This window comes from Bacillus sp. AK124, from assembly GCF_053903085.1.
The window spans coordinates 3,715,928-3,735,282 of the sequence record NZ_CP096378.1; the positions used below are offsets into that span (position 1 = coordinate 3,715,928).

At 40.6% G+C, this 19,355-nt stretch carries 15 protein-coding genes, 7 tRNA genes and 1 pseudogene; 5 read left to right on the forward strand and 18 right to left on the reverse strand.

Annotation, left to right across the window (positions count from 1 at the left end; all coding sequences use genetic code 11):
• Positions 1-445: 445 nt before the first annotated feature.
• Both M1E06_RS18655 and M1E06_RS18660 read right to left on the reverse strand, forming a co-directional pair.
• Positions 446-1,744, reverse strand: a complete 1,299-nt coding sequence (locus M1E06_RS18655) for an MFS transporter (protein WP_096747893.1) — start codon at positions 1,742-1,744, stop codon at positions 446-448.
• A gap of 97 nt (positions 1,745-1,841) precedes the next feature.
• Positions 1,842-3,227, reverse strand: a complete 1,386-nt coding sequence (locus tag M1E06_RS18660; RefSeq protein WP_035337132.1) for an aminotransferase-like domain-containing protein — start codon at positions 3,225-3,227, stop codon at positions 1,842-1,844.
• Positions 3,228-3,679: 452 nt separating this feature from the next.
• On the opposite strand from M1E06_RS18660, the gene M1E06_RS18665 reads away from it, so the two are divergent.
• Positions 3,680-4,666 (forward strand): zinc-dependent alcohol dehydrogenase family protein, encoded by a 987-nt coding sequence (locus M1E06_RS18665; protein ID WP_035337134.1) that lies wholly within the window; start codon positions 3,680-3,682, stop codon positions 4,664-4,666.
• 253 nt (positions 4,667-4,919) lie between these two features.
• Here the strand turns inward: M1E06_RS18665 and cspC are convergent, their stop codons facing one another.
• Entirely contained in the window at positions 4,920-5,123 is a 204-nt protein-coding gene (gene cspC / locus M1E06_RS18670; protein ID WP_003179166.1) for a cold shock protein CspC, read from the reverse strand.
• Between the two features lie 620 nt (positions 5,124-5,743).
• Here cspC and M1E06_RS18675 point away from each other — a divergent pair.
• A complete protein-coding gene (locus M1E06_RS18675) occupies positions 5,744-6,772 on the forward strand; it encodes a fatty acid desaturase (protein ID WP_035337136.1) in 1,029 nt (342 codons plus the stop codon).
• A gap of 1,020 nt (positions 6,773-7,792) precedes the next feature.
• On the opposite strand, the gene M1E06_RS18680 is transcribed toward M1E06_RS18675, so the two are convergent.
• The 4 genes and pseudogenes from M1E06_RS18680 to M1E06_RS18695 form a co-directional block, all read right to left on the reverse strand.
• Complete coding sequence (locus tag M1E06_RS18680; protein ID WP_035337139.1) at positions 7,793-8,434, reverse strand: glycoside hydrolase family 11 protein; 642 nt, start codon at positions 8,432-8,434, stop codon at positions 7,793-7,795.
• A 696-nt stretch (positions 8,435-9,130) separates the two neighbouring features.
• The gene (gene arsC / locus M1E06_RS18685; RefSeq protein WP_035337141.1) at positions 9,131-9,550 is read right to left on the reverse strand and encodes an arsenate reductase (thioredoxin); all 420 of its coding nucleotides are present in this window, start codon (positions 9,548-9,550) and stop codon (positions 9,131-9,133) included.
• A 21-nt stretch (positions 9,551-9,571) separates the two neighbouring features.
• Positions 9,572-10,871 (reverse strand): annotated as a pseudogene (locus M1E06_RS18690) (arsenic transporter).
• Between the two features lie 11 nt (positions 10,872-10,882).
• A complete protein-coding gene (locus M1E06_RS18695; RefSeq protein ID WP_035337143.1) occupies positions 10,883-11,230 on the reverse strand; it encodes an ArsR/SmtB family transcription factor in 348 nt (115 codons plus the stop codon).
• Between the two features lie 166 nt (positions 11,231-11,396).
• On the opposite strand from M1E06_RS18695, the gene M1E06_RS18700 reads away from it, so the two are divergent.
• The gene (locus M1E06_RS18700; protein ID WP_051967014.1) at positions 11,397-11,717 is read left to right on the forward strand and encodes an ArsR/SmtB family transcription factor; all 321 of its coding nucleotides are present in this window, start codon (positions 11,397-11,399) and stop codon (positions 11,715-11,717) included.
• A gap of 53 nt (positions 11,718-11,770) precedes the next feature.
• On the forward strand, positions 11,771-13,069 hold the full coding sequence (locus M1E06_RS18705) for an NAD(P)-binding domain-containing protein (RefSeq protein ID WP_231005693.1): 1,299 nt from the start codon (positions 11,771-11,773) through the stop codon (positions 13,067-13,069).
• A gap of 31 nt (positions 13,070-13,100) precedes the next feature.
• Here M1E06_RS18705 and M1E06_RS18710 read toward each other — a convergent pair whose 3' ends face one another.
• From M1E06_RS18710 to M1E06_RS18750, 9 genes are all read right to left on the reverse strand, one after another.
• Complete coding sequence (locus tag M1E06_RS18710; RefSeq protein ID WP_035337146.1) at positions 13,101-13,595, reverse strand: arsinothricin resistance N-acetyltransferase ArsN1 family A; 495 nt, start codon at positions 13,593-13,595, stop codon at positions 13,101-13,103.
• A gap of 238 nt (positions 13,596-13,833) precedes the next feature.
• Positions 13,834-13,916: transfer RNA gene (locus M1E06_RS18715), tRNA-Leu, on the reverse strand.
• Between the two features lie 20 nt (positions 13,917-13,936).
• Positions 13,937-14,019: transfer RNA gene (locus M1E06_RS18720), tRNA-Leu, on the reverse strand.
• 12 nt (positions 14,020-14,031) lie between these two features.
• Positions 14,032-14,107, reverse strand: a tRNA-Lys gene (locus tag M1E06_RS18725).
• Positions 14,108-14,115: 8 nt separating this feature from the next.
• A tRNA-Gln gene (locus M1E06_RS18730) sits at positions 14,116-14,190 on the reverse strand.
• Between the two features lie 12 nt (positions 14,191-14,202).
• A tRNA-Glu gene (locus M1E06_RS18735) sits at positions 14,203-14,274 on the reverse strand.
• A gap of 28 nt (positions 14,275-14,302) precedes the next feature.
• Positions 14,303-14,393 (reverse strand) — tRNA-Ser (locus M1E06_RS18740).
• A gap of 2 nt (positions 14,394-14,395) precedes the next feature.
• Positions 14,396-14,470, reverse strand: a tRNA-Asn gene (locus M1E06_RS18745).
• Between the two features lie 116 nt (positions 14,471-14,586).
• A complete protein-coding gene (locus M1E06_RS18750; protein WP_023857851.1) occupies positions 14,587-15,048 on the reverse strand; it encodes a SprT family protein in 462 nt (153 codons plus the stop codon).
• Positions 15,049-15,159: 111 nt separating this feature from the next.
• Between M1E06_RS18750 and cmpA the strand changes: the two genes are divergently transcribed.
• The gene (gene cmpA / locus M1E06_RS18755; protein ID WP_023857852.1) at positions 15,160-15,270 is read left to right on the forward strand and encodes a cortex morphogenetic protein CmpA; all 111 of its coding nucleotides are present in this window, start codon (positions 15,160-15,162) and stop codon (positions 15,268-15,270) included.
• Between the two features lie 166 nt (positions 15,271-15,436).
• Here cmpA and M1E06_RS18760 read toward each other — a convergent pair whose 3' ends face one another.
• Together M1E06_RS18760 and M1E06_RS18765 are read right to left on the reverse strand one after the other, a co-directional pair.
• Positions 15,437-18,556: an MMPL family transporter gene (locus M1E06_RS18760; RefSeq protein ID WP_035337149.1), complete on the reverse strand. Its 3,120-nt coding sequence runs from the start codon at positions 18,554-18,556 to the stop codon at positions 15,437-15,439.
• 140 nt (positions 18,557-18,696) lie between these two features.
• Positions 18,697-19,320: a GNAT family N-acetyltransferase gene (locus M1E06_RS18765; protein WP_035337151.1), complete on the reverse strand. Its 624-nt coding sequence runs from the start codon at positions 19,318-19,320 to the stop codon at positions 18,697-18,699.
• Positions 19,321-19,355: the final 35 nt, after the last annotated feature.

The window sequence follows — 19,355 nt, forward strand, 5'->3', positions numbered from 1 at the left end:
AAAACAAATACTATATGATTATTTACGTGCTTTTATTAACAATTCAAAGAGAAAATCACAACCATAAAGGAACACTTGGGAATTAATAAAAAATACTTACAAATTAGATGTTTACTTTAAGTTAATGGACACCTTTAGACACAAAAACATATTTTTGTTGATTTAACAAAAACTAATATGGTCATCAAAACCCTTGGTATTCCTATGATGCAGCCGAGGGGATTTAAATCTTCACGAGGTTTCCCTCTGTAAAGCGTAGCCATATTTCCATTTCAGGCATTGCTGTGCATTATGCTCATTTGCATCATTTCATGTACACGTTGGGTGCAAACGGAAATAAACACCCAATGTTGATCTTCCGTTATTCAACTCGATCTCTAATGCTGTACATGCCATACCACATGTCAGCCATTTGTCTTGGACTCCCGAATTGAATGCATCCGGCTTATCTTTTACCTTCACGAGACCATGCCACCACAGGAATGAGTAATAAGGATAAAATTCCTCCAGTAAGTGATAATGTTAGATAACTTGAGCCTGCCACAACCATTCCGGACAATGCTCCGCCGGCAGCTCCTGACAACGCAATCAGAACATCCACCGTACCTTGTGTTTTCGCCCGTGTGGCCGTTTCAGTTGAATCAACTATCAGTGCAGTCCCGCTTATCAAACCAAAATTCCACCCTAATCCCAGCAAAGAAAGAGCAATTACGATAAGAACCATAGAATCTCCCGGTGCAAATGCTGCTATTAAGCCTGCCAGAAGCAGCGTAGTTCCAGATGCAATTGCCATTGCAGTACGTCCCAACTTATCAACAAGAACCCCTGTAACAAGTGAAGGGAGATACATGGCACCTATATGAAAGCCAATAACAAGACCGACAGCACCCAAGTCATGTCCATGATGTCTCATATGAACCGGTGTCATTGTCATAATAGCGACCATTACAATTTGGGTAAGAACCATAACTGCCGCACCAACGATTACGCCTCTTTTGTTTTCTGTGTGTTCAGTTGTTGTCAAATGTCCTTTATCACTTGGCTCTTGCTTGCTCGATTCGATTGTTCTTGCGATAACTAATGGATCTGGACGAAGCATGATGAATAGGACAACACCTGCTAAGATATATGCCGCCGCGGCTAAAATGAAAGGGCCCGCTAATGACGGAACACCGATAGAATGGGCGAAATCCCCCATCACATTCACTAAATTCGGACCCGCAACCGCGCCAAATGTTGTCATAACCATCGTCACACTGACAGCAGTCGCCCGCTGCTTACGATTTGCCAAGTCCGTACCCGCATAACGAGCTTGTAAATTTGTCGCTGTTCCAGCACCGTAAATAAGCAATGAAGCAAATAACAAGAAAATACTATTTATGATTGCTGCAATGATAACTCCTATTGCTCCAAGACCGCCAATCACAAAACCGGCTGAAAGGCCTGCACGACGACCATAGCGTTGAGAAAGTCTGCCTACAAATAAGGCTGCCCCCGCTGATCCTAAAGTAAATAAAGCTGTCGGGACCCCTGCGTAAGCATCCGTTCCGAGCATTTGCTGAGCAATAAGGGCACCGACAGTAATTCCTGCCGCCAGCCCTGCACCGCCAAAAATTTGTGAAACACTTACAACAAATAATGTACGCTTGTATAACGTTTTTTGTTTTTCTGGGGAATCAATGTAGCTTTTTAATGAAGCTGATTGAACGTCTAACGATTTTACACTTTCTTTGTGCAGCATGATCTAACCTGCCTTCCTTGATCAACCTCCAACTAGATTTGAATCATCATAACACGCGCAAAAAAACCATACAATATTGAAATTGTATGGCGGACAATAATTAGGCAAGATCGTTTAGCAAGCGCCTAAGGATTATTAATCCTTTTTCAAGCTCTTCGAGCGTTTCTGGTGCACATACAGAAACCCTTACCGCCCTTTCCGGACAACTATTCCCAACTACGAAGCGTTCAGCCGCATACACTTGCACTCCATGTTCAGCAGCTAATTTTTCAAATTCAGCACCTGTAATCCCACCCGGTAACAACAACCACCGAAAGATGCCTGTTTCACCACCTAAACACGTATAGTCAGCAAAATATCGATTTGCGATTTGGTTTCTGCAAATCGTTTGTTCACGATGCCCCTCAATTAAGACTTCAAATTGATTTGATACAATCGTGCGCGCAGCAAGTTCTGCTAATAGCGGGGAAACCGTTATATTTAAATTATAAAGCGCCCTCGAAACCGGCTCCTTAAATTGATACGGCACTGCAACATACGCCAGTCGCAGCCCCGGTGCCAATGATTTAGATAAACTTGCGATATGGATCACCTGTTCCGGCGCGAATGATGCAAGGGCTGGAAGTGGATTTTTGCCAAGAAGATGGTACGATGCATCTTCAATAATAAACAAATTATACTTTTTTGCAATTTCTGCAATGACCTTTCGATTCTCTACAGACATAAAGGAAGCTGTCGGGTTATGGTAATCCGGGATCAAATAAATGCCTGTAATGTTTTCATTTTTATAAGCATATTCAAGTGACTCCGGCTTCATTTCACCGTTCTCGGATTTTATCGGTACAATTTGCACACTTAGCATTGATGCAACAGTTTTTAATCCGGGATATGTATGATGATCAACACCAATGCGGTCTCCAGGCTTACAAAGACCCGCCAATGCGGCAGCGATCGCATTTTGTCCCCCATTTGCAAATAAAATGTGCTCAACGGTTGTTTCAAAACCGCCTCTTCGAATTAGCTTTACAGCTGCATCCTTTTGCCAAAGGCTTTCGCCCGCCCGGCCATAACCAAACCATTTTTCATAATCTGTCTCTTGCAGCATGCTGCTCAAATGGAGCATGAGCGGCTCGTAAGAAGCATGATCCGGCAGTGTTGCGCCCATTTCAATGAGCTTTGGCTTTGTATCCTCAAGTAAATACGCATTCGATAACGCATCATACGATACAAATGTGCCGCTCCCAACAGTTGCACTTAACAGGCCCTTTAACTCACACATTTTAAACGCCTTTGAAATGGTACTCAAATTTAAATCCAAATAATCAGCCAGTTCCCGCTGAGGAGGAAGTTTTGTTCCAGGCAATAAAACTCCGTTTACTATATCCTGCTCCAATTGCCTTGCAAGTGCTTTATAAATGGGCTTTTCAGTTTTATCAATCGATGGCTTCCAGCTCATCGGATAGTTTTCAAAAGAATTGATCGGCATGATACGCCATCCTTTTTTCGTTCTATTATATGGTTGTGCTGTTTATAAAACAATTATAAGAAATTACGGACAAGTTAGACTGCGACTTTAAGTAATAGGTACTAAATCGACAACATCAGGTGGAAGTCCGGCTTTTATAAATGCAGCAATTCATTTTTCTTGAATGTTGAACTTTTTCAATGTAGTTTGCTACTTTATAAAAACCGTTTTTCGCCTTTTTGGCATAATTGATGTTTAGGATTATCATGAGCGCCATAATATGAATTTCTTTTTGAGACAGTTGTCCTACAGATGGATAGCTAACAGTCTGGGTGATATTTCTTTGTTGTGTCTGCGCTGTAGTAGAAGCTGCACTTACACTAGGAGCTAAAAACAAAGACAATATTGACATAATCTCAAAAGAGTGCAAGTTTATTTATAGAAGTATTAAACTAAGGAGCCAATAACAAATCATGAATAATGTTTCATTAATATATAAGGAATTTGGTGATCCGCTTCAAAAATTACAGCTATATACCGGAGAAAAGCTTCCCCTTCAGCCAAATGAAATTCTTGTTAAAATGATTGCCAGTCCAATTAATCCATCAGATTTGCTTCCAATTAGAGGGGCCTATTCTCATAGAATTAAGCTGCCGGCTGTTGCAGGATATGATGGTGTGGGAATTGTCATAGATCAGGGCAAAGATGTATCACCATCATTGATTGGAAAAAGGGTCCTCCCTGTAAGAGGAGAGGGAACTTGGCAACAATATGTAACCACCAAAGCTGATTATGCAATAGAGCTGCCTCCATCAATAAGTGATCACGACGCCAGTCAACTGTATATTAATCCATTAACAGCCTGGCTAATTTGTACGGAATCATTGCGTGTTCAGCCGAATGAAATTGTGTTAATGAATGGCGGAGGTACATCTATTGCAGGTTTGTTTGCGCAAATTTCTACTATACTAGGATTCCGTTTAATTGTCATTACAAGAAACAGCCGCAAGATAGAAAAACTTCAAAAACTTGGGGCATGGAGAGTCATCGACGCTTCCAACGGTTCTATATATGAACAGATTTCTGATGCTTGCGACATCGGGGTTGACCATGCAATTGACTCTATTGGAGGAGAAAGCGGCGAACTGCTGGCGAGGACGTTAAAACCTGAAGGAACGTTTGTCAGTTATGGTCTGTTGTCAGGTATACCAAACGATTGGCGAAAGTTACACAATGTATACCATGTGTCACCACAATTATTCGCCTTAAGACTTTGGAACGAGAGACATTCCGTTTCTGAATACCGCAATCGCTTCTCGCAGGTGATTAAGCTCGTTGAGAGCGGAAGAATGGTCATCAATGCTCCAGAAAAAGTATATGATTTTGAAGACTTCTATGATGCGTTGAAGCATTATGAACAACCGGGTTTGAATGGAAAAATACTGTTGAACTTTGCATGAAGGAGATGTAACCAAAAGAAAGAAAAAGTAGTAGTTGTAATTGAAAAGAAAAATAAAAAATTTATATAAATTCCGCATTTTGTCAATCGATTATGTTATACTGTAAACAACCTTTGAAGCGTTAAATCTTTTTCTATTACCTTTTACCACCTCCCTACTCGAACGTTGAGTAGGGTTTTTTATTAAGCATTATACAGAGAACATAAAAAAACAGGCCCTATATATAGAGCCTGTTTGTATAAACGATTGAAGATTAAGCAGTTTTTTGAACGTTAGCAGCTTGAGCTCCGCGAGGACCTTGCTCAACGTCAAATGTTACTTTTTGACCTTCGTCTAATGATTTGAATCCGTCACTTTGGATTGCAGAAAAGTGTACGAATACATCGTCTCCATTTTCACGTTCGATAAATCCAAAACCTTTTTCTGCATTAAACCATTTAACTGTACCTTGTTCCATTTTTGTTGCCTCCTAGTGCGTTACCGCACATTGTATTACTATCCTTGCCCAAAGTATCATCAAGACGAAAAGTCAATATTCATACTATCCTTTACACCGAACAAAAATAATTCTTCTTTATCATAACAGGAAACGGAAATAATTGCAAATCATATTATCGTTTTATTCATGGCATTTTTTCTTAAACGTGTGGATAGCAGTGCAGAAGCGGTAGGCGTCAATTCTTCTGCATCAAATATATAACATGTCTAAGAGGTCTAATAGGTTTGAAAACCCCGTGAAAATGAATCGCGAGTGTCTTCAAACCTTTTTCTTTGCTAAAATTGATTTTCTTTAAAAAGCTCTGCTGTTTCTTGTTCATGATGTCTGTTCCTCAAACAATCAATGTTCACGGTCTAAAAAGAACAATTCCCATAGGGAAACAGGGAGAGAGTTTTGCCCGATAAAGAGCCGGGTATAATTTTCATACGCCTTTTGTATCCCGGCCAACTCTGCAAATCAGTTTCGAGTTTCCAATAAAGTGGGCTAAGAACGATACTTATATGATGTATGACACTGGGACTTCAAAGGCAATAAAACGTACACTTAGAAACTCATCAGGGAAGGGGAAACTTAAAAAAATGAATGACCAAAACCTAAAGACTTTGAGAAAACTGGTTACACCTTATGAAAACTCCGATTTACAAAAAAGTATTTCTCAAATCATTAACACATTGGCACCATTTTTCCTGTTATGGTGTTTGGCATATAAGAGCTTGTCGATTTCTTATTTCCTTACATTAGCTATTTCTATCGTTGCGGCAGGTTTTTTAGTGAGAACCTTCATCATCTTTCATGATTGCTGCCACTACTCCTTTTTTAAAAACAAAATGGCGAATCGAATCCTTGGAACAATTACAGGAATTCTGACTTTGCATTCTTTTGATCACTGGAGACGCGACCATTCTGTCCACCATGCGACAAGCAGCAACTTGGACAAACGCGGTACAGGCGATATTTGGGTACTGACCGTTGAAGAATATAAGGAAGCCTCAACTAAGACAAAAATAATGTACCGTTTGTACAGAAATCCGTTTGTTATGTTTATGATTGGGCCGATTTACGTCTTCGGGATTACCAATCGTTTTAATCGTAAAGGGGCAAAACGCAAAGAACGGATGAATACGTATGTAACGAACCTGGGAATCGTCGCTTTGACAGCACTTTTATGCTGGGCTATTGGCTGGGTAAACTTCCTGCTGATTCAGGCGCCAATTTTTATGATATCGGGATCTCTCGGAATTTGGATGTTTTATATTCAGCATACGTTTGAGGATTCTTATTTTGAAGAAGATGAGCATTGGGAATATGTAAAAGCAGCAGTTGAAGGAAGCTCTTTTTATAAGCTTCCAAAAGTCATGCAATGGCTAACAGGCAATATCGGTTTCCATCATGTTCATCATTTAAGCCCGAGAGTCCCAAACTATAAGCTTGAAGAAGTGCATAACAACATTAAACCATTGCAAAACGTTCCGACCATTACACTGGCAACAAGTCTTAAGTCATTAAAGTTCCGCCTGTGGGATGAAGAAAGCAAAAAATTTGTTGGTTTTAGCCACTTAAAAAAAGCTTCTAAAAACCAAATATCAGCACACCTAAGAACGGATTAAACAACTCCCCATAATCAATGATAACCGGCAGTGTATCTTGCAGAATAAAAGTGCAGACTCGCACAACGGTTTTGTGCAGAGGTCAGCACTTTTTTAGTGCCAAATATACTTGCAGATTCCACCATACGGTACATTTATTACTGTATTTTCTACAAAAAAATAATACTAAAGGTAATTAAACCCTCGGTATTATTGGTATGCGGCCGAGAGGATTTGACCCTCACGGGGTTGCCCACACTAGACCCTCGATAAAGTGGAAGCTTATCACGATTTATGAAAGCTTGCTTTCATTGTATTTCTTTACACCAATCACATAAAATTTCATTGTTTTTAAGAATTAAGGAATAAAAATGGAGTAAGCTTTTCAAACGAATTCCGTAAAGCTTACCAAAGTGATTCTTAAGATTTATGGTCTATCCATGAGATTGATGACAAAAAAGAGGTTTCACTATTGTCTTTTTTTTTCGTTAATTAGAACCCTCGACCGCTATCCTGGAGTTATTTTTATTTGACGGAATCCTCGATTGAACCCTTTTATATTTGTTGTAAAAGCTCATCCCTTCACAACAGAAAAGTCTAAATATAATTCAATCCTTCCAATGATCATATTCTGTTCTTCTTGCTCGTTCTTTGTATTTTTCAATTTGCTCTTCGGTTGAAAATTTCAGAGAAAAATTAGCCGAAATAAAAGAAATACCTCACTTTACGAATGAAGCAACTGAGGAAATACTTTCAGGGTACAAATCAGATGGAATACATGCAAAAATCATTAATAGCGCATTAAAATAAAGCAGGCATATGCCTGCTTTAAAATTTATACTGGTTCAAATTCTATAACCTTGCTTTCCCTTTAATCCAGTGTTTTCCTATCAAAGCCTAAACAATCGTTTTCCCCACTCCGAGGAATACATTGGAATCCCAACTAAAAGACCGTCGCCTCTTAGTCACTCACATTAACAATGATTATAAAATGTCTCAAGGAACGATCAACAGCCGCTACCCCTGATTAAAGATGATCTGTTACCACACTGTTACGTTAGAACTTCCACTACTTTGATATCCCTCTGTCGCTAAGACTTGATAAGACCAAATACTACCCAGATTCATTCCATGACTCTTCCATGCTCTAACATGATTGCTGAAAGTGATTTTAGCGTTGCTTCCAGTTGGTCTCTTCGTCTGGCGAACACTCCAGTACTGCGTGAAAGTAGTTTTTTCGCCATCAATGGAAGGTGCATTATAACGTGTAGTTGTATATATGTCATATGTGCCCCCATCACTTTTTACAGTACCTTTATACGTTCCAGTAGGTCTATAAGTACCCCATGAATCCACTACATAATATTCTATGAGAGGTGCTCTCGTCCAACCATATAAAGCCAAATATCCATTGCCATTCGGCGCCCAAACTCCGGCATTATAGTTTATTGTCCTAGATGGCGAACCTGTAGTCCAACCTTTACCAACAACGAAATTTCCGGTATTAGACCAATTAACGCTGTAATTCCCGCCAGGCCCATTAACAGCGTTTACTGTTCCGCCGCCATCAGTCCAATTTTGCCAGTAGTCTGGACTAGCTGCAGAGGCGGTTGCCGAAAACAAGCTAATACTCATTAAAGCTGCCGTTAATCCAACTAAGAAATTCCTTTTAAACTTAAACATATGTTACCTCCTATAATAATTATTCTGACTTTGACATGAGGTAGCACTCGTATAGATTTAAAACATTATTAATTACTAATGCCAAAGTTTTTGATCGTTCCCTTCAATATAATATCACGAATTCATAAGTGAATATTAATAATATATGTAAAATAATTACAAAGACCTAAAAAATTACATTATAAGTTTTCTTGTAACACCATAGCCTTATCCTCTTTTCGCAGAATCACAATTCTTGTTTCTAAGTCAGATGGAGTAACATCTGGAATTAATGCCCATACAAATCATTTCGTATGAAGGAGATATACATTAGGGATTGTGAAGTTACGGACACCTTTTTCGCAACAAACAAAAGGAAATAGCTGATAAATTAGATGACTTACTTTAAATTAGTGGACACTTTTGGACACAAAAACACATTTTCATTGTAGAAACAAAAATACCAAGGGCGCTTAAAGGGCCCTCAATAAAGTGAAACTGTATCATCAGTTACAAAAGCCTGCCATTTCTAGCATTTGAAATCATTCTTTACACTCATTTGCATCATTTTAGGCACAAAATGGGCACTGTTTTTAGACTGGAAAGACATTGAATGATTGTTTTGTTATGCATATTTCACTGATGGCACATTCGTATTGCTAGACAATAAAAAAGGACACATATAAAAATATGCATCCTTTAAAAGGGAAGATTTCCTTACTTCCCAGTTTCAGAAAATATCTTCAACCTATCCCCTATTTCATCACGAACTCTTTGGAAAAACGCCCATTTCTTTTCCTCTGTGCCTTGTGCTTTTGCAGGGGCATCAAATCCCCAATGCTCACGCTTTACATGAGCAGGCGTCATCGGACATTTATCAGTTGCATCACCACAAAGTGTAACAACTAGATCAGCACTTTTTAAAATATCAGGGTCAATAATGTCTGATGTTTGGTGAGAGATGTCGATACCAACTTCTTTCATAGCTTTTGCAGCATTCGCATTTAATCCATGTGCTTCAATTCCGGCACTGTATACATTCCACTCATCTCCAAGGTATTTTTTGCCCCATCCTTCAGCCATTTGACTGCGACAAGAGTTTCCAGTACATAAAAAGTAAATTGTTTTCTTTGACATTTTCATCTTCTCCTTAAAAGTTTAATGAATAATCAAAAGCCAAATATAAAGACCAACAAGTGTAATAAATAGTGTTGGGATTGTTAAGATAATTCCTGTTTTAAAGTATGTTCCCCAAGAAATTTTTACGCCTTTTTGCGATAAAACATGTAACCATAAAAGAGTAGCTAGTGAACCAATTGGTGTAATTTTCGGTCCAAGATCTGATCCAATAACATTTGCATATATTAATGCTTCTTTCATCATTCCATGTGCATCTGTTCCAGCAATAGCTAATGCGTCAATCATGACTGTAGGCATATTATTCATAATGGAAGACAATATAGCTGCGATAAAGCCCATACCTATAGTGCCGACAAATAGCCCTTGGTTAGACGCTGCTTGGATAAGATTAGAGAGAACATCTGTTAAACCTGCATTTCGTAATCCATATACGACAACATACATACCTGCTAAGAAAAAAAACGATTGCCCATGGTGCGCCTTTAAGAACTTGCTTTGTATGAACTGCTGAACTCTTTTGCGCCATCGCGAGAAATAAGATAGCAATAACACCAGCTATAATAGAAACAGGTATCGAGAATAGTTCACTTACAAAGTTGCCAATTAACAGAATTCCCAAAACAACCCAAGAAATACGAAACATCTTTTGATCTTTTATGGCTTCGACAGGCATTTTGACTTCAGAAAGATCATAATGTCTTGGAATGCTTTTTCTAAAGAAAAGGTAAAGAACAATGATACTCGCAGCAAGCGAGAACAGATTTGGAACAATCATTCTGGATGCATATTCAATGAATCCAATGTGAAAGAAATCTGCAGATACAATATTGACAAGGTTACTGACAACCAGCGGTAATGATGTAGTATCTGCTATGAACCCACTTGCCATAATAAATGGAAAAACTAATTTCTCTTGAAAATTTAAAGCTCGAACCATAGCCAAAACAATTGGAGTTAAGATAAGAGCAGCGCCATCATTCGCAAAAAAAGCTGCAACAATAGCTCCTAATATCGTCACATAAACAAACATCAGCACACCATTACCTTTAGTTGCTTTAGCCATATGTAAGGCTGCCCATTCAAAAAATCCTATATTATCGAGAATTAGGGAAATAATGATAATCGCAATAAATGCTAATGTTGCATTCCAAACAGTTCCCGTTACATCTATAACATCTTGAAAGTTAACAACTCCTGCGATTAGAGCTAATACAGCACCTCCGCAAGCTGACCATCCAATGGATAAATTTCTTGGCTGCCAGATGACAAAAACAAGAGTCAGCACAAATATAAATCCAGCTAAAATTGTCGATAACAACTTAGAATCTCCTAACGACAGGAAACCTGAGTTTCTTTTTCTTTAATTGACTGTAACAACTTATCGTGACAATCAATCTTATTAAGAATAGATAGCATCAAATCATACTCTGGACAAGATTGATTTATAGAATAAAAACGCCATTGCCCTTTTTTCGTTTCATGAATAAGACCCGCTTTTTTTAATTTACTAAGATGCTGGCTAATAGCTGGTTGACTCATTTGAAACATATCAACGAACTGACAAACACAGTATTCTTTACTTTGAAGAAGTTTCATTATTAGGAGCCTCGTTTGATCGCTTAAAATTTTTAAGCAATGTACTACTTTAACAGCTTCAAGATTATATTGAACAGTCATTTTTCTCTTCCCCCCTTTGCGTACATTATATATATAAGTAAATGCTTATATAATTGAATTTTAATTTAAATATCAAAAAAAATTGACTTATATCTTGTGTATCTTCTCTATCTCATTTATGATAATTACATCAAAATTATTTGATTAACGAACCGGAGGACTTATCATGTTACAAATACCATTAGAAAACAAGCAGTTGCTGGATACATTTGAACATTACGAAAAAAAGTTCAAAGCACTATCTGACACAAAAAGACTTCATTTATTACACATTCTTTGCAAACGTGGTTCTACATGTGTATGTGATTTAATTGATGAAATCCAGATGCCGCAATCTAAGTTATCTTATCATTTAAAAATTTTATTAGATGCAGGCTTAATTACAAAAGAGGCAAAAGGTACATGGAGTTATTATTCATTGAATGAAAAAGAAATAAATCATTTGCTTTCTGAAGAATTATGCTGCTTATTCCGCCCTTCTCGTTAGAAGGGAATTCTTTTTGAACTTACATCAAAAAAATTTGATTTATAGGAGGACTTATGATGAATAAGATATTACCAGTAGCTATCATTGGCGGAGGACCAGTAGGAATTGCCGCAGCAGCCCATCTTGTCAAAAGAAATGAAGCATTTATTTTGTTTGAATCAGGAAAAGAAATCGGAACCAATTTTTTAGATTACGGTCATGTACGATTGTTTTCTCCCTGGGAATATAATATAGACGAAGCAGCAAAGGAATTGTTATTGAAACATCACATCTCGCTTCCACCAAAAGACGAATTGCCCTTAGGAGAAGAAATTGTTTTTAAATACTTAAAACCATTATCCCAACTGCCCGAAATGAAACCTTATATTCATATGAACAGCCGTGTGCTTCATGTTGGAAAAAAAGGGTTCGATAAAGTGAAAACAAAAGGCAGAGATCAAGCCCCCTTTATCCTTCGAGTTAAAGTTGACAACAAAGAAGAGAAAATATATGAAGCAAAAGCAGTTATTGATGCTACAGGGACTTGGCAAAATCCAAACCCACTAAATGCAGAAGGGCTCATTACAGATAATGAAAAAAGAGTGTCTGACCAAATTTATTATGGAATTCCTGATGTTTTAAATCGGGATAAAGATCGTTATAAAAATAAGACCGTTGCAGTTGTAGGGAGTGGTCATTCAGCAATAAACACATTGTTAGATTTAACCCAATTAAAAGAGCAAACTGAAAATACGGAGATCATCTGGATATTAAGAAAACAGGACATTACAGAAGTTTTCGGAGGAGAAGGAAATGATCAGCTACCAGCTAGAGGTCAATTAGGCACAAGGTTGCGGAACGTCTTAAACAACGGTGAAATTAAAGCCTACCCTTCAATGTTCATTGAATCTATCTCACTCGCTTCTGGCGGAAAATTAAATATACTTGGTCACCGACAACAAGAACAAAAAATGATTAACAATATAGATGAGATTATCGCTAATACAGGGGCAAGACCAGATTTTCAGTTTTTAAAAGAAATCCGTCATACATTTGATTCCGCTTTAGAGTGTGTACCTGACTTAGCTGATTTAATCGATCCTAATATCCACAGCTGTGGAACTGTTCGACCGCATGGTGAAAAAGAATTAAGACAACCTGAGAAGAACTTCTATATTATTGGCTCAAAAAGTTATGGAAGAGCACCTACATTCTTATTAGCTACTGGCTATGAGCAGGCTCGTTCTGTTGTGGCTTATATTACTGGCGATAAGGAATCTGCGGAACGTGTGGAGTTAAAACTACCTGAAACAGGGGTTTGTAAATTAACACCAAAACCTTCTGCTGCTAAAACATCCTGTTGTTGTGATTAATATAAATACAGGTCTCTCTTTAGAGGCCTGTTTACTTTGTAAGTATTTTTTCCATTGCCATGACATCTACATAATGACCGTCAATTTTCCCCTGTTCTTTAAATATGCCAACTTCTCGATACCCCATTGAAGTATATAAGCCTTGCCCCAATTGATTAAAAGGAAATGTAAATAATACGATTTTATGAATGCCCGATTGAATGGCTTCTTTTTCGATACCCGATAAGAGAACTTTTCCTATACCTTTTCCTCGATGATTCCGATCCATATATATAGATAAATCAGCAACACCTTGATATGCGCAACGGTGAGAATATGGATTGAGAGAAACCCATCCCACTACACAATTGTTTATTTCAGCAACAAGAACTTTATATTTCTCACCGCGATTAGAAAACCAATTTGTCATATAATCCACATCTTTTTCTTCCACTTCTAATGTAGCAATCCGGTCAGCAATTCCTTGGTTATAAATATCTAATATTCTATTTACATCCGATCCTTTTGCAGTTCTCATAAGCAGCATCCCTTATCCCCTTTCTTTTTATATATTAATCAATTTTTTTTGATTAATCAAGTGTATAAATAATATCTATCCTCTAAAAGAACATAACAAAACAACAATAGGTGTTTCATGAACACCTTTATTCTAATAATTCAAAAAGATAATTCACTTTAGGTAAGTGGACAGTTTGTGGGCAGTAGACACTTTAAAAGTTGCACAAAAAATACCAAGGGCGCTTAAACCCTTGGTATTCCTATGATGCGGCCGAGAGGACTTGAACCTCCACGGGGTTGCCCCCACTAGGCCCTCAACCTAGCGCGTCTGCCATTCCGCCACGACCGCATGATATGTTGTTTTTAAAGTGCGGGTGAAGGGACTCGAACCCCCACGCCGTAAAGACACTAGATCCTAAGTCTAGCGCGTCTGCCAATTCCGCCACACCCGCGTGAAAAAACAATGGTGAGCCATGAAGGACTCGAACCTTCGACCCTCTGATTAAAAGTCAGATGCTCTACCAACTGAGCTAATGGCTCAAATATAATGGCTGGGCTAGCTGGATTCGAACCAACGCATGACGGAGTCAAAGTCCGTTGCCTTACCGCTTGGCTATAGCCCAACATATGAGAAATGACCCGTACGGGATTCGAACCCGTGTTACCGCCGTGAAAGGGCGGTGTCTTAACCACTTGACCAACGGGCCATATGAAGTCAGCATCATATTTTCCTAATGGCGGAGAAGGAGGGATTTGAACCCTCGCGCCGCTTACGCGACCTACACCCTTAGCAGGGGCGCCTCTTCAGCCACTTGAGTACTTCTCCATTGGCTCCACAGGCAGGATTCGAACCTGCGACCGATCGGTTAACAGCCGATAGCTCTACCACTGAGCTACTGTGGAATGATCAGACTCATTTTATTATAAATATGTCGACAAAATGTGTCAAGAAGAACAATTTGTCTTTGTGGCTCGTCTTGCGACGGCTTTTATAATTTATCATAGACAAGCCTGATCAGTCAACCCTTTTTTATGATTTCTTTTATTTTCCCTCCGCACTTGCCGCAAACGTAACGGCTTGTATCCATTTTCCGCTTTCGGAGAAACGTTTGTCCGCATGCTTCGCACTTGTATGTGCGCACTTTTCTTTGCGGCTTTTTCTCTCCTGCGAGCGGCGTGCAGAATCGCGGCGCACCGACTTCCTTTAATAGCGTTCTAAAATCTTTGTCGCGGTGCTTGTAGCCTTTTCCTTCAAGATGGAGGTGGTAATGGCACAATTCATGCTTGATGATGCCTTCAAGCTCATTTTGCCCGTGCTCTGTCAGGTATTTTTTATTCAGTTCAATATTGTGGGAATTCAGCAAATACCTGCCTCCGGTCGTTTTCAGGCGGCTGTTGAAGTAAGCGCGGTGCCGGAACGGTTTTTTAAAATATGTGAGCGAAAGCTGTTCTGTCAGCTGCTGCAGTTGTTGTTCGTCCATTGCTTCGGTCCACCTCATTTTTAAAAACATTGAACAGGACAAATTCCGGGCGGCATAAACTAATACACAACACCCATACTCTTATGATAAGAGCCTGAGGAGGGATGAGCAATGCCGAATTGGCTCAAAAGCCAGATGCAGAGAGCTTTTTATGAAAAAGATCATTACCAGATTAAATTGCTGAATCAGTGCTGGTATTTTTACAGAAAAAAACACTGCTGATAGACAGTGTTCATCGGAGCCCGAACGGAATTTCTTCTGTTTCCTCATCATCTTCACCGGTCCTTTTATCATCTCACACAATGGCGCCCGTTACTCCCCAAATGGAGCTGACCGCCCGATTTCGGGGAGCATGGGCGAATGATTCTTCTGCGGATGGACGAGCCGTTTATTCTTTTCTTTTGAACGGAAACCAGTTGGCTGAGCCGAAGATCCGAACCATCACAGGGACGAACAGCGGCAGCATGACGAATGCATACAGCAAGAGACCCGTCAATATTAGGGTGGCGATTTGCAGAAGCGATAAAACGCCGGACGGCAGCATCGCCGCGAAGGTTCCCGCCAAAATGACAGCAGCTGAAATAATAACGGACCCCATATTTTTCATCGATTCCATCATCGCCGTTTTAATATCCGTTCCCCGATATTCGTTAAAGCGTTCCATCAGGAAGATCGAATAGTCCACACCAAGCGCCATTAAAATCACGAATCCAAAGAAAGGCACCGCCCAGTTGAGGCCGGGATAGCCGAAAAACGCCGTGAAAATAAACTCGGTTATACCGATGGACGCAAAGTACGTCAAGATCAACGATCCGACCAAATACACCGGCATGACAATAGAACGGAACAGCAGGACGAGGATCAGGAAAATTCCGATCATCATATAGATCACCGTGTTGCTGAAATCCTGGTCTGACAGCTGCTTCAGATCGGCATTGATGCTGGAAACGCCGCCGACGCCAAATGATGCATCGTTCAAATGCGTATCGGGAAGAGCCCGTTTTACGGACGCTTCAATATCTTTAACATTAGCAATTGCTCCGTTTCCGTACGGATTGCCTTCCAATATCACATCGATCGTCGTGATATGGCGGTCGTCTGACATATAGGAATTAAACACCTGCTGAAACTGCTTGTTTTTCAGGACTTCTTTAGGGACAAACCAGCCGGACATTTCTTGATCCGATGCGTTTTTCAGCTGATCCAGGTAGTCGCCTGCCCCCATCAGACCGCTTGAAATTTTTTCGAGGCCGTCCACGCTTGAATTCAAACCTTTTGTTAATTGATCGAGCTGGCCGGCGAATTCTCCGACTTTTTCCTTCATCTGCTTTTGGCCTTCAGCGACATCGCCCGCTCCTGATTCGAGCTTAGGCAGCGAATCGGCGAGCTGTCCCTGCCCCTTCGATGTCTCTTCAAGTCCTTTTTCGATTTGGCCGAGGCCGTTGATCAGAGCATCGATTTTGCTTGTGTACACTTTTTGCTCTTCCTGCGCTTTTGCGATAAATGCATCTGCTGCTTCAAGCTGCTTTTTCGCGTTTGCCGCCTGCTTCGTGTAAACGGCCGCTTTCCGTGATCCCTGCTTGATTGCCGATGCAAGCTCTGTGTAAGAGCCTTTGATCGCTAAATAAGAAGGATTCTCCTTCACTTCGGGAATTTCGCTTTCAAGATTTTTGAAATTTTGATTTGTCTGCTCGATCATCTTTTGCACGTCAGCCGTTATGCCTTGGGCACTTTCTGCTTGTGACAATGCTGCTTTCAAGACTTTCGATATTTCTTTGTAGTTTTCGATTTGTCCATTTAATTGATCGACCTGCGCCGTCAGCTGTTTTTTCGCAGCTTGAATTTCTTTTTTCGCCCGGGCGACGCCTTCTTTGCTTTGGTCTGTACCGTCCTTCAGCTTTCTCATATTGGCTTCAACGTCACTGATGCCGGCTTTAATCGATTCGGTTCCTTTGATCAGCTGATTGATTCCTTTTCCGGACGCTTCGATTTGCGGCTTCTGATCCGCGATCGACTTGCTCGCCTCGGCAAGCCCGTCTTTGATCTTTTTCAGACCTTTATTGCCGCTCTCAAGCCCTTTATTCAGTTCGTTTGCCTGTGTTTTGACATACAGGTCGCTCAGTCCTTTTCCGACCGGACGGGTCGCACTGCGAACTTTGCTGACGCCATTTGTCTGTTCAATGGCGCGGCTGATTTTTTCAATTGCGATCAGCCCGTCATTGGTATCGAGCGCATCCGATGTTTTGAGGACGACCGTGACCGGTAAAGATTCCCCAGGCCCGAACTTGTCGGAGATGGTGTTGAATGCACTGACGGATTCGTATTGATCTCCGATTTCATCAAGGTTGTTGTAGGAAAGCGTTCCTTTATACATTAAGATCGGCGGAACGGCCACGGCCGCTACGATCAACAGACTGATCAGCGGCTTACTGAATGCGAAACGGCCGGCGGTTTCCCATAGTTTTGACTGCGGATGCCCGATATTCCCTCTGACGGGCCAAAACAGCACTTTTCCCAAAACAGCCATAAAAAACGGCACGATCGTCAAAAGCGCCAAAATCAAGACTGCGACACCAACCGCTACTGCGACCGCAGATTTGTAAAGCTGGAATTCGGCGAAGCCGATGCAAGTAAAACCGATCAAAACGGCGAATCCGCTGAACAGAACGGTTTTTCCCGCCGTTTTATACGTTGTCAGGATAGCTTCAATCTTGTCTTTCCCGTGGGCAAGCTCTTCCTTAAAACGGCTTAAAAGAAGAATGCAGTAATCCGTCCCGATTCCGAACATGATCGCCACCATGAAAATTTGCGTAAACGTGGACAGCGGAAAATCAGCGTATTCGACAAGATAGGCGACGACGGACTGGCTCACAAGGTAGGAAAGCGCGACCGCCAAAAGCGGGACAAAAGGCGCAACCGCAGAACGGAAGACGAGAATCAATACGATTAAAATAAAACCGACCGTGATATATTCGGTCTTCTTCAGGCCTTCCTGTGAACTTGTTATAACATCATCATCAATGAGCGGCTGTCCGGTCATCTCGTAGTCAAGCTTTAAAGGTTTGAGCTTTTCATTTACCTTTGCTTTAAAATCGGCCGCACTGATTTTGTTCGCATCAAATGTGACAGGTACAAGCAGCGTCGTTCGATCCTTTGACAACAGCTGCTTTTGAATATCCTCCTCCGCGTCAAAGTATGATGTAATATCTGAGACGTGAAGGGAGGAATCCTTTTCTAAAATGGTGATCGCTTTTTTTAAAGCCGCCTCCCGGTTCGGCAGGAGCTGTTTGTCCTGAAATACGACGACAACCGATTTGTCCGTATCCCCGTCTTTTGACATTTGTTCGAGAAGCTTGTTCGCGTAAGAAGACGGATAGCCTTCAGGGACCGCGATCTGGCCCTTCTCCTTTGTTAATTGCCCCATATCAGGCGCCGTGATGAATAAGACGGCGGCCATTGCAATCCAGAGCGCCGCAATAATCCATCTCGCCTTTATAATCGTTCTCATTGACGTTTTATTCCTCCTCTATGAGCTGTGCGGGTTTTTCATTAAAAAAAGACGGCTGGTTGCTGCCGTCAGACAAAACATTCGTGTTTTGCTGATCAACATGAAAGCCGTCGTACTTTTTATATCGGCTTTCTAATACATTAGTAAATTGTTCTTTTGAAACTCCAATTTCCTATTTCACGGCCGAATCGCTTAAGGGGAAATGCACTAAATTCATCGAATCCGTTCTTTTTGTAAAACGATCGATTTAAATTCGTGTTGGTGATTAAAGCGAGGATCCCGCCTCCGTTTCTTCGGATGAAAGGGACCAGGCAGTCATTGATCATCTTGCTGCCGAAACTTTTGCCCTGATGGAAGCGGGAGACCCCCAGCGCCTCCAAATACCATTTCTGCTGTTTGATGCCCTTGTACGATCTTTTCGCCTCTTCCGCCACATTCACCATATTCCATACCGCGGAAAGGCCCCCTTTTATAAATAACTTTATTCCTCCGGCTGATATATAATCCATCACTCCAACGTCTGGATCATCCCGATGTTTTAAGAGGGCCGCGGTGACGATTTCACCATTCACAACACCGATAAAGCACCCCCGCCTATTTATATATGCCTGAGTGATGACTTTATGCAGCTCATAAAAGAATTCGGGGTTTTTCTTTTCGGGTCTTACAAGCAAATCCATAAACGGATAGTTGTCAAAAGACTCATGAAACAGTTGTGCCACCTCGTCCAAGTGATCAGTTGAAGCCAGACGATATTGAATCATTGAAAACCTCCTCGAAAATATGAACAGCTATTGAT

Bases quoted from the DNA above. Each gene is read 5' to 3' on its own strand.
- M1E06_RS18695 (WP_035337143.1), bottom strand. From the start codon at position 11,230: ATGACTGTTCAATATAATCTTGAAGCTGTTAAAGTAGTACATTGCTTA.
- M1E06_RS18660 (WP_035337132.1), bottom strand. From the start codon at position 3,227: ATGCCGATCAATTCTTTTGAAAACTATCCGATGAGCTGGAAGCCATCG.
- cspC (WP_003179166.1), bottom strand. From the start codon at position 5,123: ATGGAACAAGGTACAGTTAAATGGTTTAATGCAGAAAAAGGTTTTGGA.
- M1E06_RS18765 (WP_035337151.1), bottom strand. From the start codon at position 19,320: ATGATTCAATATCGTCTGGCTTCAACTGATCACTTGGACGAGGTGGCA.
- arsC (WP_035337141.1), bottom strand. From the start codon at position 9,550: ATGTCAAAGAAAACAATTTACTTTTTATGTACTGGAAACTCTTGTCGC.
- M1E06_RS18710 (WP_035337146.1), bottom strand. From the start codon at position 13,595: ATGCTGCTTATGAGAACTGCAAAAGGATCGGATGTAAATAGAATATTA.
- M1E06_RS18665 (WP_035337134.1), top strand. From the start codon at position 3,680: ATGAATAATGTTTCATTAATATATAAGGAATTTGGTGATCCGCTTCAA.
- M1E06_RS18705 (WP_231005693.1), top strand. From the start codon at position 11,771: ATGATGAATAAGATATTACCAGTAGCTATCATTGGCGGAGGACCAGTA.
- M1E06_RS18680 (WP_035337139.1), bottom strand. From the start codon at position 8,434: ATGTTTAAGTTTAAAAGGAATTTCTTAGTTGGATTAACGGCAGCTTTA.
- M1E06_RS18675 (WP_035337136.1), top strand. From the start codon at position 5,744: ATGAATGACCAAAACCTAAAGACTTTGAGAAAACTGGTTACACCTTAT.
- M1E06_RS18750 (WP_023857851.1), bottom strand. From the start codon at position 15,048: ATGGACGAACAACAACTGCAGCAGCTGACAGAACAGCTTTCGCTCACA.
- M1E06_RS18760 (WP_035337149.1), bottom strand. From the start codon at position 18,556: ATGAGAACGATTATAAAGGCGAGATGGATTATTGCGGCGCTCTGGATT.
- cmpA (WP_023857852.1), top strand. From the start codon at position 15,160: ATGCCGAATTGGCTCAAAAGCCAGATGCAGAGAGCTTTTTATGAAAAA.
- M1E06_RS18700 (WP_051967014.1), top strand. From the start codon at position 11,397: ATGTTACAAATACCATTAGAAAACAAGCAGTTGCTGGATACATTTGAA.